Origin of the sequence: Pseudoalteromonas prydzensis (assembly GCF_001661495.1) — a bacterium.
In the GTDB taxonomy this organism is placed as follows: Bacteria; Pseudomonadota; Gammaproteobacteria; order Enterobacterales; family Alteromonadaceae; genus Pseudoalteromonas; species Pseudoalteromonas prydzensis.
In genome coordinates this window covers 19,806-36,714 of record NZ_BDDT01000003.1, presented here as the reverse complement: position 1 = coordinate 36,714, position 16,909 = coordinate 19,806, and the positions used below count along the sequence as shown (strand labels likewise).

General features: G+C 41.7%; 12 protein-coding genes. 7 read left to right on the top strand and 5 right to left on the bottom strand.

Annotated features, from left to right (window positions below):
• Positions 1–49: 49 nt before the first annotated feature.
• From A7968_RS07505 to gltB, 4 genes are all read right to left on the bottom strand, one after another.
• Positions 50–493, bottom strand: a complete 444-nt coding sequence (locus tag A7968_RS07505; RefSeq protein WP_084448100.1) for a hypothetical protein — start codon at positions 491–493, stop codon at positions 50–52.
• A 218-nt stretch (positions 494–711) separates the two neighbouring features.
• Complete coding sequence (locus tag A7968_RS07500; RefSeq protein ID WP_064665969.1) at positions 712–1,296, bottom strand: hypothetical protein; 585 nt, start codon at positions 1,294–1,296, stop codon at positions 712–714.
• Positions 1,297–1,622: 326 nt separating this feature from the next.
• Positions 1,623–3,038 carry a glutamate synthase small subunit GltD family protein gene (locus tag A7968_RS07495; protein WP_064665968.1) on the bottom strand — a complete coding sequence of 472 codons (1,416 nt, stop codon included), beginning with the start codon at positions 3,036–3,038 and terminating at the stop codon, positions 1,623–1,625.
• Positions 3,039–3,047: 9 nt separating this feature from the next.
• On the bottom strand, positions 3,048–7,505 hold the full coding sequence (gene gltB / locus A7968_RS07490; protein WP_064665967.1) for a glutamate synthase large subunit: 4,458 nt from the start codon (positions 7,503–7,505) through the stop codon (positions 3,048–3,050).
• Between the two features lie 786 nt (positions 7,506–8,291).
• Here gltB and A7968_RS07485 point away from each other — a divergent pair.
• The 6 genes from A7968_RS07485 to A7968_RS07460 all read left to right on the top strand — a co-directional run bounded on the left by A7968_RS07485 (position 8,292) and on the right by A7968_RS07460 (position 15,551).
• Positions 8,292–9,545, top strand: coding sequence for an efflux RND transporter periplasmic adaptor subunit (locus A7968_RS07485; RefSeq protein WP_064665966.1), 1,254 nt, complete (start codon positions 8,292–8,294; stop codon positions 9,543–9,545).
• 27 nt (positions 9,546–9,572) lie between these two features.
• The gene (locus A7968_RS07480) at positions 9,573–10,283 is read left to right on the top strand and encodes an ABC transporter ATP-binding protein (protein WP_064665965.1); all 711 of its coding nucleotides are present in this window, start codon (positions 9,573–9,575) and stop codon (positions 10,281–10,283) included.
• 3 nt (positions 10,284–10,286) lie between these two features.
• A complete protein-coding gene (locus A7968_RS07475; RefSeq protein ID WP_064665964.1) occupies positions 10,287–11,600 on the top strand; it encodes an ABC transporter permease in 1,314 nt (437 codons plus the stop codon).
• An 11-nt stretch (positions 11,601–11,611) separates the two neighbouring features.
• The gene (locus A7968_RS07470; protein ID WP_064665963.1) at positions 11,612–12,820 is read left to right on the top strand and encodes an ABC transporter permease; all 1,209 of its coding nucleotides are present in this window, start codon (positions 11,612–11,614) and stop codon (positions 12,818–12,820) included.
• Between the two features lie 92 nt (positions 12,821–12,912).
• Positions 12,913–14,241: a sigma-54-dependent transcriptional regulator gene (locus A7968_RS07465; protein ID WP_064665962.1), complete on the top strand. Its 1,329-nt coding sequence runs from the start codon at positions 12,913–12,915 to the stop codon at positions 14,239–14,241.
• Positions 14,241–15,551 (top strand): sensor histidine kinase, encoded by a 1,311-nt coding sequence (locus tag A7968_RS07460; protein WP_064665961.1) that lies wholly within the window; start codon positions 14,241–14,243, stop codon positions 15,549–15,551. Before A7968_RS07465 ends, A7968_RS07460 begins: the two co-directional genes overlap by 1 nt.
• 72 nt (positions 15,552–15,623) lie before the next feature.
• Here the strand turns inward: A7968_RS07460 and A7968_RS07455 are convergent, their stop codons facing one another.
• Complete coding sequence (locus A7968_RS07455) at positions 15,624–15,962, bottom strand: Grx4 family monothiol glutaredoxin (RefSeq protein ID WP_064665960.1); 339 nt, start codon at positions 15,960–15,962, stop codon at positions 15,624–15,626.
• A gap of 276 nt (positions 15,963–16,238) precedes the next feature.
• On the opposite strand from A7968_RS07455, the gene A7968_RS07450 reads away from it, so the two are divergent.
• On the top strand, positions 16,239–16,820 hold the full coding sequence (locus A7968_RS07450) for a Fe-Mn family superoxide dismutase (protein ID WP_064665959.1): 582 nt from the start codon (positions 16,239–16,241) through the stop codon (positions 16,818–16,820).
• The last annotated feature ends 89 nt before the right edge of the window (positions 16,821–16,909 follow it).

The following is a 16,909-nucleotide window of genomic DNA, read 5'->3' as shown; positions in this document are numbered from 1 at the left end:
AGAAAATACTAGTGCCTATTGACAGAGTTAAGGCTCATATGTGTTATAATTACTTTTCATCATCGTAAAGTATTGATGCAAGTACTGGACGAACAATGGCAAGGATTAAAATAATAATTACGAGCGCCCCCATAACCAATTTAACTAGTTTAAAGAACCAAGGTCTTTGCCATATTTTTCCAGTTTCCTCTTCGACATTCTTTTGTTTAATAAATTCATCATATGCTTTATTCAGATCAGTGTGCTGAGTAATTAGTGGATATTCAATGACAATACCAATTTTAGCAAGTGAAACACGAGCTAATTCTGATTGCTCTTGGTTGACGTAAAGCATATGGTTTTTAACATCAGCGTAGTAATCAATCCGCTCTTGATCTAACACGTCCGCAATTTTAACAGAGTCAACCAAACGCATGTCTTGAATTAGCGGTCTATAAATGAGGCTATCTTCATTTGCCCATTTAACAACAAAAATGGCAAGAAGCATTGACATACCAAGAACCAATAATAGTTTGTGCTCTTTTGTGATGAATTTACTAATTTTATCTCTCCGTGATATGGATAATACAGCCGAACCTGCGAGTAGTTATCACGAGCCTGTAGAATAACTCGTTTTAATTTATTTGTATTGATGCATTAACCATAGCCGAGTTCATATTTTGTTCAATTATGAACGAAGCAATACAGTTGCCACAGAATAAGTGGAAGCATTCAATTTAGTCGCTCGCCAGGAAGCTCATAATTTTCTTTATTTAGCAGCTCGGCTAGAGCAATTTTTTTCTCGGACTCTTCCTTAGAGATAACCTCTTGCTCTACCAACCACTTGAATTTATCAATCTCCTGCTCTAATTCGTTTTCTGAGTTAACCTCTCCATACCAATCCAGAAGCTGAGACTTTCTGCGCGCATTGAGCTCATTGATGATTTTCTCATGGTTTTTATCATGAATAACAAACACATTACCTCGTTCGGCTTTAAAAACAGAGTATTTAACTTTTGAAAAGCGAGCCCACACAACACAAACGAGACCGATCATGATCCAAAAACCTTTTCCTGATATTGATGCATCAGAATAGATAGCATAACCAAGCTGAAAAACACCTAGAGCACACCAAAGATAGCCAACATTTCGAAGCCATTCATTTTGCTCAATTTGGATAGAGGATTTTTGAGGGAAGTCAGCATAGTTCATATCTGTGTCACCAGACCCTGACTTATCTTCATAAGCAAAGTTAAAATGATCATCCTTAAAAGTAAACGTATGCTTATTAGACTTCTTTTTTTGTACTATCTCCATATTTTATGTCTCTCGTAATTTCTAGATTTGCCTGACAGCTTATTGAACACCATTTTAGTGGTTTATAACACCCCAAAACAGCGTATATTACATACTCTAATAATTTCACCAATAATTACCTTTGTAAACAAGTAATTAAAATAGCTAGGAATTAAGCTTGTTATTTTGCACCAAAACGGCGGTTAATAATGTTATCGGACAAAATCAAGCCCCTACTCATTAAGAAGCGAAATCTGATCAAACTTACAACTTATCGCTATATTATCCTAGCCATAAAAAAAGCAAGCCAGTTGGCTTGCTTTTTACATTCTTAAACCTTCAAAACGTTACACTTTCAAGTAGTCCATGATCCCTTCGGCGGCGTTGCGCCCTTCGAAGATTGCGGTGACTACTAAATCAGAGCCACGGACGATATCGCCGCCGGCAAAGATTTTAGGGTTGGTTGTTTGATGGGTAAATTCACCTTGCTCTGGTGCGTTAATGCCGCCCCAGTGGTTTATTTCTACATCATACTTTTCTAACCAATCCATTTTGTGTGGTTTGAAACCAAATGCCATGAGTACTTGGTCGGCTTCAATCACATGCTCAGAACCTGGTACTACCTCTGCGCGGCTACGGCCGTTTTCATCTGGTTCACCCATTTGGGTTTTAACCATTTTAACGCCTGCTACGTGGCCGTTGTCGTTTAGTACAATACCGGTTGGCTGTACGTTAAAAGTAAATTCAACACCTTCTTCTTTGGCGTTTTTAACTTCACGTTTTGAGCCTGGCATGTTTTCTTCATCACGACGATATGCACAAATTACTTTGTCTGCGCCTTGACGAATTGAAGTACGTACACAGTCCATCGCTGTATCACCACCACCGAGTACCACAACCTTTTGGTTTGCCATATCGATGTATGCTTGATTAGACTCGTCATAGCCCATTACGCGGTTGGTATTACCGATTAAGAACGGTAATGCATCATGAACACCTGGTGCATCTTCGTTTTCAAGGCCCGCTCGCATACTTTGATAAGTCCCCACTCCCAAAAATACTGCGTCGTATTCTGCCAATATTTCATCCATCGTGATATCCACGCCCACTTCGGTGTTAAGTTTAAACTCAACACCCATTTCAGTGAAAATTTCACGACGTTTTTGCATGACTTCTTTTTCAAGCTTGAACGATGGAATACCAAAGGTTAACAAGCCGCCAATTTCTGGGTGACGGTCAAATACCACTGGTTTTACGCCGTTTCGTACCAAAATATCTGCACAACCAAGACCTGCAGGCCCGGCACCAATAATGGCGACTTTTTTCTCTGTCCATACCACATACGACATATCAGGCTTCCAGCCCATTTTGAATGCTGTATCGGTAATGTATTTTTCAATATTACCTATAGTTACGGCACCAAATTCTTCGTCTAATGTACATGAACCTTCACATAAACGGTCTTGTGGACATACACGACCACATACTTCCGGCAAGCTGTTGGTTCTGTGTGACAACTCTGCGGCTTCTAGGATACGGCCAGTGCGAATTAACTTTAACCACTGCGGGATATAGTTATGTACTGGGCATTTCCATTCACAATAAGGGTTACCACAATCAAGACAACGGTCTGCTTGCGAGTTTACCTGACTCTCTGAAAAGGGTTCGTAAATTTCAACAAACGACTTCTTACGTGATGAAATTGGCTTCTTGCGGGGGTCAACCCGCTGCACGTCTATAAATTGATATACATTCTCGCTCATACTACCCCCTTACTGTGCTTGAACACGAAGTTCAGCACTACTACGAGCGCGATGCCCGAGTAAACTTTTCACATCACTTGACTTTGGTTTAACTAATTTGAATTTAGGTAAATAGCTTTCAAATTTAGCTAAAATGCTTTCTGCACGACTTGAGCCTGTAAGCTCTAAATGCTCAGCAATTAGGCCTCGCAGATGCTCTTGGTGCGACGCAAGTTCGTCTAACAACACCACTTCAACAAGTTCTGGATTGATGCGTTTTTCAAAATCGTTGCGCTCATCTAAGATGTAAGCAAAACCACCGGTCATACCTGCGCCAAAGTTCACGCCTACATTACCGAGTACGCACACTACGCCGCCAGTCATGTATTCACAGCCATTATCACCTACACCTTCAACAACCGCTTGAACACCTGAGTTACGAACAGCAAAGCGCTCACCGGCACAACCTGCTGCAAATAATTTGCCGCCTGTAGCACCATATAAACAAGTATTACCTGCGATCGTTGCTTTATGGCTTTCAAACGATGAACCAAGCGGTGGGCGAATTACCAGCTTACCGCCAGCCATACCTTTACCAACGTAGTCGTTAGCATCGCCGACCAGCGTCATTTCAAGGCCACCGGCATTCCATACACCAAATGATTGACCCGCTGTACCGTGTAATTCGATTGTTACCGGATCTGCGGCCATGCCTTGGTTGCCATGTTTATCAGCAATATAGCCTGACAACATCGCTCCCACTGAACGGTCAGTGTTGCAAATACGGCTTACCAGTGAAATACCAGTGCTTTCGTCAATTGCTTGTTGTGCTTTAGCAAGTAACGTTTCGTTTAACTTACCTAAGTAATGCGACGAATTTGGCGCACTACAAAACAGGGTTTCACCAGTTGGGTTATTTGGCTGAGCAATCACCGACGATAAGTCAATTTTTTTCTGCTTAGCGGTTTTACCTTCAATGGCTTCAAGTAAATCAAGACGACCAATTAAGTCTGTTAAATTAGCAACACCTAAGCTTGCCATGATCTCACGCGCTTCTTGAGCAATAAACTTGAAGTAGTTCATCGCCATCTCAGGTAAGCCATGGTAATGCTTTTGACGCAGTGTATCGTCTTGGGTTGCAACACCGGTCGCACAGTTATTTAAGTGACAAATACGTAAGTATTTACAACCAAGCGCCACCATAGGGCCTGTACCAAAACCAAAGCTTTCAGCACCTAAAATAGCCGCTTTGATGATATCAAGGCCGGTTTTTAAACCACCATCTGTTTGCAAACGAATACGATGGCGTAAACCGTTTTCAACCAGCGCTTGCTGTGTTTCAGCAAGGCCAAGTTCCCATGGGCTCCCTGCGTATTTAACCGAGGTAAGCGGGCTTGCGCCAGTACCGCCGTCATAGCCAGAAATAGTAATTAAATCAGCATAGGCTTTAGCAACACCAGTGGCGATCGTGCCAACACCTGGCTCAGATACCAGTTTTACTGAGATCAAAGCTTTAGGGTTTACTTGTTTTAAATCGAAAATAAGTTGAGCTAAATCTTCAATTGAATAAATGTCATGATGCGGTGGTGGTGAAATCAAAGTTACACCCGGTACCGAATAACGCAGCTTGGCAATATAAGGCGTGACTTTTTCACCCGGTAATTGGCCACCTTCGCCTGGTTTTGCACCTTGTGCTACTTTAATTTGAATAACGTCGGCACTGCGTAAGTAGTGCGGTGTTACCCCAAAGCGACCCGAGGCAACTTGCTTGATACGTGAGTTTTTCTCAGTGCCATAACGTAGCTTATCTTCACCGCCTTCACCTGAGTTTGAACAACCACCTAAACGGTTCATCGCAATAGCAAGTGCTTCATGCGCCTCTGGTGATAATGCACCAATACTCATTGCTGCAGAGTCAAAACGCTTGTATAGCTCTGTTGCAGGTTCAACATCATCAATGCTGATACCTTCTGCTGGCAATTTAAGTGCTAGCATGTCACGCAATGTGGCGATGGGGCGTTTATTAACCAGATCAGCATATACGCTGTAATCACTGTATTCACCTGAGCGCACTGCTTTTTGCAGCGTTTGAATAACGTCTGGGTTGTACGCGTGATACTCGCCGCCATGTACATACTTTAATAAGCCGCCATGGCTGAGTAATTTGCGCTTACTCAATGCTAATGTGTGAAGTTTGCGCTGGTCGTCATCAAAATCTGTAAAACACGCACCTTTAATGCGGCTCGCCACACCATTAAAACAGGTATCAACAATAGCGTCTGATAAACCAACCGCTTCAAATAACATTGAACAACGATACGATGCCACGGTACTAATACCCATTTTTGACATGATCTTGTACAAGCCTTTGTTGATTGCATTACGATACGCAAGCGTGACTTCACAATAGCTTTTGTTAATCACTTTTGAGTCGCTCATCGCAACCAGTGATTCATAAGCAAGGTACGGGTAAATTGCCGTTGCACCAAAGCCGATTAATACTGCAAATTGGTGTGCATCACGCACGCTACCAGTTTCAATAATAATGTTTGATTCACAACGTAAGTTATTATCAACTAAACGCTTTTGTACAGCACCTACAGCCATAGCCGCAGGAATTGGTAATTTATCTTCGTCAAAGTTACGGTCACTTAGAAACAACATGACACAGCCACCAGCGGCTTTTTCTTGTGCTTCATCACAAATACGGGTTACCGCATCGCCAAGGCCTTCTTCTTTGCTGTAAGTGATATCAATTTTACAGTAGCTGTAATGCGCTTGATCGGCACTGAGTAGCTGCTGCATATCGGCATACATTAAAATGGGTGTATCAAACTGTAAACGTTTCGCGTGACCTGTGGTCTCGTTAAATACGTTTTGCTCACTACCAATACAGGTCGCTAATGACATTACGTGGTTTTCACGTAGTGGATCGATTGGCGGATTGGTTACTTGCGCAAACTTTTGACGGAAGTAATCAAATAATGAACGGTTACCTTCAGAAAGCACTGCAAATGGCGTGTCATCACCCATTGAACCGGTGGCTTCTTGACCAATTTCACCCATTACGCGAATGACGCTATCAAGCTCTTCATTGGTATAACCAAACATTTTTTGGTATTTGAGCAATGTTTGATCATCAAATGAACGGTTCCCTGCGTCTTGCTCAGATAACTGCTCAAACGGGGTTAGGCGCTTAACATTGGCTTCAAGCCATGCTTTATAAGGATGGCGAGATTTAAGATCGCGGTCAATTTCATCTGAGTGCCAAATCTTGCCAAGCTGGGTATCAATTACCAGTAATTCACCAGGGCCAACGCGGCCTTTTTCTACCACTTCATCAGCGGTGTAGTCCCAAATTCCTACCTCTGAGGCTAGGGTAATGAAACCATCTTGAGTGATCACATAACGAGCCGGACGCAGGCCATTACGGTCTAAGTTACAGGCAGCAAAACGACCATCAGACATAACGATACCCGCAGGGCCATCCCATGGTTCCATGTGCATTGAGTTAAAGTCGTAAAACGCACGTAAGTCTTCATCCATCGCACGGTTTTTCTGCCATGCAGGCGGCACAAGCATACGCATAGCACGGAATAAATCCATACCACCAGCAAGAAACAACTCAAGCATATTATCTAAGCTTGATGAATCTGAGCCAGTTTCATTAACAAATGGCGCGGCACTTTGTAAATCAGGAATAAGTGGTGAAGAAAACTTATATGAACGCGCACGTGCCCACTGACGGTTACCTTGAATAGTGTTGATTTCACCATTGTGCGCTAAATAACGAAACGGCTGAGCTAAAGGCCAGCGCGGTTGCGTATTAGTCGAAAAACGTTGGTGGAAAACACAAATCGCACTAGTCATGCGAATATCAGCTAAATCTAAATAGAAGTTAGGCAGATCCACCGGCATCATTAAGCCTTTGTAGATAGTCACTAAGCCAGATAAACTCGCAATGTAAAAACCTTCGTCACTGGCTAAACGTTTTTCAGCACGGCGACGAGCAACATATAAGCGGCGCTCTAAATCTTTTGGACGCCAGCCCTCAGGTGCATTAACAAAGATTTGTTCAAATTTAGGTAACTGCTTTATTGCAATAGGTCCTAAACATGATTCATCAGTTGGTACTACGCGCCAACCTTGAATATTGAGGGTTTCTTTTTCGAGTTCTTCACTCAATATATCTTTTGCAGTTTGTGCAAGTACTGGATCTGAATTTAAGAAAATCATACCTACGGCATAATTTTTACCTAAGTGCCAATTTTTTTCAGCGGCAATAGCACGAAAAAAGCTATCTGGCTTTTGTAGTAATAGACCACAGCCATCGCCTGTTTTACCATCGGCAGAAATACCACCACGGTGTTCCATACGGTCTAAGCCGGTGATCGCTGTACGAATTAAGCGATGACTAGCTTGACCATTGACCTGGGCGATTAAGCCAAAGCCACAATTATCTTTTTCTAATTTTGAGTCGTATAACATAGACCCCTCCCCTTGCTACAACAGCTAGCTATGAATGACCTTTTCGACGGTGTGCTAGCAGACAGTCAAAACTATCGCCAATTGTACATAGAGTCAATAGCGTTTTGAATACATATTCACATTCTTGAATATTTCTCACTACAACACAATCTTTTTATTTCATGCCTATTTTTAACATTTAGCGATATTTTAGCCGTTATTTTTTTATGACACTGGTGTCATATTTAACAAGTTGTAAAAAACATCACACCATCAGTGTGCAGTTTACGTAAACGTAAACAAGCCAGAAAGTGAATATTTATTCACTAGTTTGTTTTATGTGCATTTTATCTTTATTGTTATTTATTACTTTTTTAGCGCTATATGAATAGCTATCCACAATCAGTTTAGAGTAATAACTTAAAACAAACCTATGTTAGTTGCTTTGAGAATTAGCAAACTCATGCATAACTATCAATAAAAATGAGCATAATTGCATAAATTAAGCGCATCCGTTTTATTTTAAGAGTTAATCCCCTTTCCCTATACGGCAAGCGACTTAAAAAATAACTGTCCACTGCGGACAGTTATTCTGTCCGCGGACACTTTTATTTTTCATGTAAAATTGTAACCGAATGAAAATAAAGACATTAATTATTGGCATGATATTCGAATACATTAAAGAAGATAATTACAGGACACACTTTATGTTTATTCTCAGCTTATTTTTAGTTTCACCTATCACTGTATTTGCAGTGACTTTGCTGATCACTTATTTCGAAGAATAAATATTTCTAAGGATCACTTATGATTAAAGACACCAGCGGACAAGATATAAGCGTGACACCAAAGCGCAATTATAAAAAGCCCGTTATCCTCGTTGTACTGACACTGGCCATTATTGCTTTGTGTGCCCAAGCGTTTATGGGCAGTAACCCAGGCAGTATTTCCGTTGATCGGGCTTCATTACAGATTGCGACCGTTAATTTGAGCCGTTTAGTTCGCGATGTCGCGGCCAGCGGTAGAATTGTTGCTGCAAATGCTCCCAAGGTTTACAGCCCTGAGCGTGGTTATGTTGATTTACAAGTTAAAGCCGGCGATGAAGTCAGTAAAGGTGACATTATCGCGTTAGTCGATAGCCCAGAACTCAATAATGAACTGAAACAGCAACAATCGGTGTTAGCCCGCCTTGATGGTGAATTACAACGTAAGCACTTAGAAGCACGCCGACAAAAGTTAAGCTTAACCAAAACATTGGATCTCGCCCAAGTTGAGCTTAATGCGGCAGACAGGGAAAATCGCCGTGCTAAGCTGTCTATCGAAAAAAACTTGATCAGCCAAATTGATTTAGAAAAAGCAGTGGATGATCTTGCCCGTGCCAAGCTTTCATATAAACACGCCCAGCAAGAAGTTGAACTTGCTAAAGACACTCTCGCATTTGAACTCAAAGCTGCAGAGCGCGATCTCGCACGCCAACAATTGATTGTGGATGACTTAAATCGCCAAGTCAGAAACCTAACAATAAAAGCCAGCGTCACCGGCATTGTTGGTAACCTGCTTGTACAACAGAAAGAAGCCGTTACACAAAGCCAACCATTAATGACCTTGGTCGATTTAAGTAATTTTGAAGCGCAACTGCAAGTACCTGAAAGCTATGCCAATGAGCTTGGACTCGGAATGGAAGTAGAGTTAACACTTGGGGCGAAAAAAGTGTCTGGTGTGTTATCAGCAATTTCCCCTGAAGTAAATAATCGCGAAGTAACTACTCGAGTGCGCTTTGACCAAGCGCTTAATGGTATTCGTCAGAATCAACGCTTAACAGCCCGTATTTTATTAGAAAACCGTGATGACGTACTACAAATCAAACGCGGTGCATTCATGCAGCAAGGCGGCACGCAGGCTTACAAAGTCATCGGCGACACCGCACAACTGGTAAAAATCACAACCGGTGCAAGCAGTATCAACGCAATAGAATTGCTACAAGGTGTCAGCCCCGGTGATCAGCTGATCATTTCCAGTTACGATAACTTTAAACAAGCGCCAACATTATTACTGAGATAAGAACAAACATATTACAAGGATCAACTCATGCTTAAAATGAACAATATCAGCAAACTGTATCAAACAGAAATGGTGCAAACCCATGCACTACGCGACTTTAACTTACAAGTAGAAGAAGGCGAGTTTATTGCTGTTACAGGCCCAAGTGGTTCGGGGAAAACGACCTTTTTAAACATCGCAGGTATGTTAGAACCTTTTAGCAGTGGGGAATACTTGCTCGATGGCATTGATGTCGGCAAACTCAACGACAATCAACGCGCCGATGTTCGTAATCAAAAAATTGGCTTTATTTTCCAAGGCTTTAACCTTATTCCTGATTTAAACTTATATGAAAACATTGAAGTGCCACTGCGCTACCGAGGTATTAAAGCAAGCGAGCGTAAACGCCGTATTGAACAGTGCTTAGAACAAGTGGGTTTAGCTTCACGCGCTAAACATTTGCCGCAGCAGTTATCAGGTGGTCAACAGCAACGAGTAGCGATCGCCCGAGCGCTAGCCGGTGAACCCCGCTTTTTATTAGCCGATGAACCAACTGGTAATCTGGATAGCTTAATGGCACGCCAAGTGATGGAGTTGCTGGAGCAAATTAATCGTGACGGCGCGACCATCATTATGGTGACACATGATCCAGAGCTTGCTCGCAGAGCACCACGTAATATTCAAGTGGTTGATGGTCAACTCGCCGACTTTACCTTATATCAAGGCGCACAAAACCTTAAAAATGTTGCAGGAGCGTAAGCCATGCTATTACATTACCTCGATTTAAGTTGGCGTAGTTTTAAGCGCACTCCTCTGGTGAGTTTCTTAATGGTGCTAGCCATTGCTATTGGGATTGGGGTCACCATGACCAGTTTAAGTGTTTATCACATGATGTCAGCAGATCCCATCCCGCATAAGAGCAGTCAACTTTATGCTGTGCAATTACAAACAATGGATGAAGGGCATACTTGGTGGACCGATGATAACCTGCCTATGCAGCTGACTTATCAAGATGCAGTCAATTTGCAGAGTGCACCACTTCCTGAAAAAAAGGTCGCCATGATGCGCACTGGTTTTTCAGTTTATTTAGACTCAGATAAAGTAAAGCCGTTTACCAGTAATGCTCGCATGACCACTCCTGATTTTTTTACGATGTTCGATGTATCGTTTATTTATGGCGGTGTATGGAGTGAACAACAAGAGCAATCTGCAGCCCCTGTTGTCGTCTTATCAAAAGAGCTTAACGATAAATTGTTTGCTGGCGACAACTCAATTGGCCAATTGATTTATTTAGATGACTACAGCTATGAAGTTGTTGGCGTGCTTGCTGATTGGTCACTTAACCTTAAATATTATGATTTAAATAATGGCGCATTTAATCAACCTGAAGATTTATTTCTACCGTTTAGTTTGGTCAAAACAAAAGAGCTCAGTAGTTGGGGAAATAGCAACGGTTGGAAACATGAAAATATCAATAGCTACGCCGATAGAATGCAATCGGAAATAGTTTGGCTCCAATTTTGGGCGCAACTTGATACCCCTGAGCAAAAAACGGCATACGGTAATTACCTCACAGCTTACATTGAAGAGCAAAAAAAGCGCGGCCGCTTTAGCCGAGAAAAACCCAAGTATAGCCTTCGTGATGTTAATCAATGGATGCAATACAACAATGTCGTTAGTGAAGACAACAAAATATTAGTCGGCTTAAGCTTTATGTTTTTAGCTGTGTGTTTAGCCAATATCCTTGGTTTATTGCTCGCTAAGTTTTTACGTCGGGCACCGGAGGTGGGTGTGCGCCGAGCACTCGGGGCCAGTAAACGACAAGTGTTTTTACAACACCTTGTTGAAGTGGCTATGCTCGGATGTTTTGGCGGCTTGGTCGGTATCGTGCTTGCGCAATTAGGTCTGTGGAGTGTTCGTCAAAGCTATGATTACTATTCATCAATCGCCACCATGGATATCACCATGTTACTCAGTGCACCTGTTATCGCTATAACAACCTGCATCGTAGCCGGACTTTATCCTGCTTGGTTAGTCTGTAAAACCAACCCTGCAATTTACCTCAAGAGCCAATAAGGAGCCTTATTATGTTAGAAATCAAACCTATATTTCATGCTCTTTGCCGCTCAAAAGTCGGGGCTGTATTATTACTAATTCAAATAGCCATCACCACTGCCATTGTTAGCAATGCGGCATTTATTATCCAAGATAGAATCGCTTTTTTAAATCAAGAAACGGGTTACCCTGAGCAAGACTTATTCAAATTTAATGTGATGACCTTTGGTAAAGATATTGATGCCAGTCAACAGTTTGAATTAGACGAAGCCATGTTAAGAGCCCTACCTGGGGTTGTAAATGCAGCACAAAGTAGCAGTATTCCCCTATCCGGTAGTGGTAGCGCATCAAGCTTTAATTTAAAACCGGCTCCTCAAGAAAGTAAAAGTGTCCGTAGTTCTTATATTTTCATTGATGAGCATGGTTTAGACACTTATGGTGTGAAACTCATTGCAGGGCGCAACTTTAGCGAGGATGAAGTAACAATCACCAATTTACCAACGGAGCGAACCACCAATGTGACTGTCGTCACGCAAGCGTTACTCGATGAACTTTTTCCTGAAGGTGATGGCCTAGGAAAAACAATTTACTTTGGCGATCTGCCTTTAACGATTATCGGTGTGGCCGCTCATATGAAGAGCCCTTGGCTTAAAGATAGTCACCCAAATAATGTGGCGCTTATTCCCTATATTCAAGGTAAAACTTACGCACAATTTGCAGTCAGAACCAAGCCTGGTCAACGTGCAGCGGTAATGAAGCAAATCGAAACCGCGATGCTAAATAATTACAGTAAACGCGTGATCAACAACATCAAAGGCTTAGATCAACTTAAAGACGAATATGTTGCAGCAGACAAACTGATGATGCGCATGTTGATTGTGCTCATCACGATATTAGTACTGGTAACTGCATTGGGCATATTTGGCCTAACCTTATTTAATATCAGCAAACGCACTAAACAAATTGGGACTCGCCGTGCGCTAGGTGCCAGAAAATCAGCCATTATTAACTACTTTTTAGTAGAAAATGCCATGATCTGCAGTGTTGGTTTAATCTTAGGTGGTATCGCAGCTTTGTTGCTTGGGCAATTATTAATGCAGCACTTTTCAATTGCCGCACTGCCGCCAAGTTATATAGCAGGCACTGCTATTATGGTGTTTGTTATGAGCTTACTTGCGGTGTTTGGCCCTGCAAGACTTGCCGCCAACATATCACCGAGTATCGCCACTCGAACAATATAAAGCAGCTCCCAACCTATGCTACACTTGATTTACTCGGTGTAGCATTTTCACAAACCTTTACTTACATAATAATAAACAGCGATTAAATTCACATGGAAAAAATACTTATTGTCGATGACAACCCTGCCATATTAGAAGCCTTGTCACTACTATTAGAAATTCATGACTACCACGTTGTCACGGCAAAAAACCCACTTGAAGCGTTACAAATAGTGCAATACCAACGTATCGCGCTGGTTATTCAAGATATGAATTTTAGTAATGACACGACCTCAGGTGAGGAAGGCAAAGCGCTGTTCTACCAATTAAGAGAGCTCAACCCACACTTGCCAATTATTTTGATCACCGCGTGGACAGAGCTTGCAACCGCTATTGAACTGGTGAAAGCGGGGGCCGCCGATTATTTACCCAAGCCTTGGGACGATAGTAAATTGCTGACCTGCGTAAATAACCTAATCGAACTTGGCCAAAAAAAACAACAAAACGCCACTTATGAGCGCCACCAGCAAGAGCGAGCAGCAAGTTTAGCCGATGCCAACTTAGTTGGTTTAGTTTATCAAAGTACCGCCATGGAAAAAATTCTCAATTTGGCAATACAAGTGGCTAAATCGGATGTGTCTGTGCTTATAACGGGTGCCAACGGCAGTGGTAAAGAACGCATTGCGCGTATAATCCAAGCAAACTCGCATTTAAATAACAAAGCATTTATAACAGTCAATGCGGGGGCTCTGCCCCATGACCTAATTGAAGCTGAGTTATTTGGCGCTGAAGCAGGTGCCTATACTGGTATTACCAAACAACGAATTGGCCGCTTTGAAGCAGCTGATGGCGGTACGCTGTTTTTAGATGAAATTGGTAACCTACCCTTATCTGGGCAAATGAAATTATTGCGCGTGCTGCAGACGGGTGAGTTTGAACGACTCGGTTCAACAAAAACCCAAAAAGTAAATGTACGGGTTATTTCAGCTACCAATGAAGACTTAAAAGCGGCCATTCATGCAGGTCGATTTAGAGAAGACTTATATTATCGCCTCAACGTGATTGAGCTCAATCTGCCAAGTTTAGCGCAAAGACCGGATGACATTTTAGCACTTGCTAAACATTTTCTAGCTGGTCGCGAGTTGACTCTTGCAACAGAGCAAGGTTTATTGGCGTATAATTGGCCGGGCAATGTTAGAGAGCTAGAAAACGCCTGTAAACGTGCTGCGGTACTCAAACCAGATGGCGACATTACCTTTGATGATTTTGCGTTGCAATCGCTAACCACTTACACTTCTCCAACAAAGCAAGAACCTACTAAATTCGCACTGGAAAATGCCATGCGTGACCATCAAGGCGTTATCGCCAAAGTAGCTCGCCAGTTTGGCTTAAGCCGCCAGGCTCTGTATCGACGTTTACAAAAATTTGAGATTGATTATTAATGCAAAGCCATAAATTCGCATTATCCATCAGCAAAAAAATAATGTTGCTATGTAATGTTTCAGCCCTTATTCCTGTGTGGCTTATTTGTTGGTTAACGCAATTAAACGCACTGTTACTGATAATAACAACCTTACTTACTGTGATACTTGCCAGTTTCTTGTCTTTTCGGCTCAGCCGCACTTTAGTCAAGGGTATAAAGTCACTTGAAACCGGATTACTTAATTTTAAAGATGGCGAATTAGCCACCCTACTTGCCTATAACCACAATGATGAATTAGGTAAGTTATGCCAATTGTATAATCAAACGGCAAAACAATTACGCCAAGAGAAACAGTGGATTTATCAACGTGAACTGATGCTTGATAAAGTACTGCAAAGCTCACCTCAAGCCGTATTATTAAAAAATGACAAAGGCTATATTGTTTATAGTAATTACAGTGCTCGGGATCTTTTTAATGCCAAAGTAGCCCTTGAAGGCAGCCAATTTGAGCAAGTGCTTAATAATGCTCACCCACAATTAAGTAATGCTTTAAAGCGCGGCAATGATGGTTTATTTTCTATAGAAACTGAAAATCAAGAATCTCAAGCATGGCATTTGTCTACTGGTAAATTATTATTGAATAATCAATATCATTACCTATATGTATTTAAACAATTGACCCGCGAGCTAAGCCGTCAAGAAGTCGAAGTATGGAAAAAAGTTATTCGTATTATTAGCCATGAACTTAATAACTCGCTGGGCCCTATGTCGTCAATGTTGCACAGCGGCCAATTACTCAGTGAAAAGGTTAATGAGCCAAGACTAAAGCGGGTTTTCGCTACTATTTCTGAGCGTATTAAACATCTCAATGAGTTTGTTCAAGGCTATGGTAAATTTGCTAAATTACCAACGCCACAATCCAGTACACTTGATTGGCCGACTTTACTCGAACAACTACAGAGCCAATGGGGCTTTACCCTCGAGATAAATAAAGATGTTAAGACCGTTGCCGATCCAACTCAAATCGAGCAGTTGCTAATCAACCTGATCAAAAATGCCAACGAATCAGGCTCAGCAGCCGAGTCTATAAACGTCACTATTTCACAAGATAGTAAAGGGACGCATATCAGTGTCAGCGATCAGGGGAAAGGCATGAGCGAGCAAGTGATGGCAAATGCGTTGATCCCATTTTATTCAACCAAAGCAACCGGTAGCGGTTTAGGGTTAGCATTGTGCCGTGAAATAGTTGAAGCGCATCATGGCCAAATCAGTTTACATAACCGTAAACACGGCGGGCTTAACGTTCATGTCATTTTGCCACGCTTCTGAAGCTGCATTATAAAAAGTCACAAAAAAGCCGCATTCAAGCGGCTTTTTAATTCTATAAGCATAAACTAAACGTTATTCTGCGTCAGCTTCTTTATATTTAGCTGCTGTTTCAGTGATCAGTGGTTGCAATTCACCACGTTGAAACATTTCAATGATAATGTCGCAACCACCAATTAATTCGCCATCAACCCACAGTTGTGGAAAAGTTGGCCAATTAGCATAAGCTGGTAATTCAGCACGAATATCAGGATTTAGTAAAATATCAACATAGGCAAACGGTTCACCGCATGACATTAATGCTTGAGATGCTTGTGAAGAAAAACCACAATTTGGTAATTTAGGCGATCCTTTCATATAAAGGATAATTGGATTTTCAGAAATCTGCTGTTTAATTTTATCAATGGTTTCCATCTACAACCTCAAAAGTGACGATAGCTGAACATATCAAGGCTTGAAAAATTTTCATTTAGCCTCATATATGTATCTTAAAGTGGGCAAATAAAGCCGCAATCGAAATAGTCTTGCATTTGCACTGCTGTTTGGCATTGCTGTTTGCTAAAACTTGAGTAAAATACTCAACAATTATAGTAACACTATAATCCCATTTGGTATAGGCAACTCCCCTGTTTGAACAGGTATTACCTATTACTATTTGGACTATCAACCAAAAGAAGATGGAGATAAAAAATGGCATTTGAACTACCGTCACTACCATATGCAATTAACGCACTTGAGCCACATATTTCACAAGAAACGCTAGAGTTTCACCACGGCAAACACCACAATACTTACGTGACTAAACTTAACGGTTTGATCCCAGGTACTGAATTTGAAGGTAAATCACTTGAAGAGATCGTATGTTCTTCTGAAGGTGGTGTTTTCAATAATGCAGCGCAAATCTGGAACCACACTTTCTACTGGAACAGCCTATCTCCAAATGGCGGTGGCGCAGCAACGGGTGCAGTTGCAGAAGCTATCAATGCTAAATGGGGTTCTTTTGAAGCATTCCAAGCTGCTTTTGATGACAAAGCAGTAAACAACTTCGGTTCTAGCTGGACTTGGTTAGTTAAATTGGCTGATGGTTCTTTAGACATCGTTAATACGTCTAACGCAGCAACGCCACTAACACAAGATGGTGTAACCCCTATCCTGACTGTGGATCTGTGGGAACACGCTTACTACATTGATTTCCGTAACGTTCGTCCAGAGTACTTAAAAGCATTCTGGTCGCTAGTTAACTGGGAATTCGCGAACGCTAACTTCGCATAATTGATTGCTCGTTTTGAGCAAGCTTAATTTAAAAGACGCTTCGGCGTCTTTTTTATTTTCTCACATAAATTTTTAATTTTATTGCACAA

Coding starts and splice junctions, on each gene's coding strand:
- A7968_RS07495 (WP_064665968.1), bottom strand. CDS start 3,038: ATGAGCGAGAATGTATATCAATTTATAGACGTGCAGCGGGTTGACCCC.
- A7968_RS07480 (WP_064665965.1), top strand. CDS start 9,573: ATGCTTAAAATGAACAATATCAGCAAACTGTATCAAACAGAAATGGTG.
- A7968_RS07460 (WP_064665961.1), top strand. CDS start 14,241: ATGCAAAGCCATAAATTCGCATTATCCATCAGCAAAAAAATAATGTTG.
- A7968_RS07450 (WP_064665959.1), top strand. CDS start 16,239: ATGGCATTTGAACTACCGTCACTACCATATGCAATTAACGCACTTGAG.
- A7968_RS07470 (WP_064665963.1), top strand. CDS start 11,612: ATGTTAGAAATCAAACCTATATTTCATGCTCTTTGCCGCTCAAAAGTC.
- gltB (WP_064665967.1), bottom strand. CDS start 7,505: ATGTTATACGACTCAAAATTAGAAAAAGATAATTGTGGCTTTGGCTTA.
- A7968_RS07505 (WP_084448100.1), bottom strand. CDS start 493: ATGTCAATGCTTCTTGCCATTTTTGTTGTTAAATGGGCAAATGAAGAT.
- A7968_RS07465 (WP_064665962.1), top strand. CDS start 12,913: ATGGAAAAAATACTTATTGTCGATGACAACCCTGCCATATTAGAAGCC.
- A7968_RS07475 (WP_064665964.1), top strand. CDS start 10,287: ATGCTATTACATTACCTCGATTTAAGTTGGCGTAGTTTTAAGCGCACT.
- A7968_RS07500 (WP_064665969.1), bottom strand. CDS start 1,296: ATGGAGATAGTACAAAAAAAGAAGTCTAATAAGCATACGTTTACTTTT.
- A7968_RS07455 (WP_064665960.1), bottom strand. CDS start 15,962: ATGGAAACCATTGATAAAATTAAACAGCAGATTTCTGAAAATCCAATT.
- A7968_RS07485 (WP_064665966.1), top strand. CDS start 8,292: ATGATTAAAGACACCAGCGGACAAGATATAAGCGTGACACCAAAGCGC.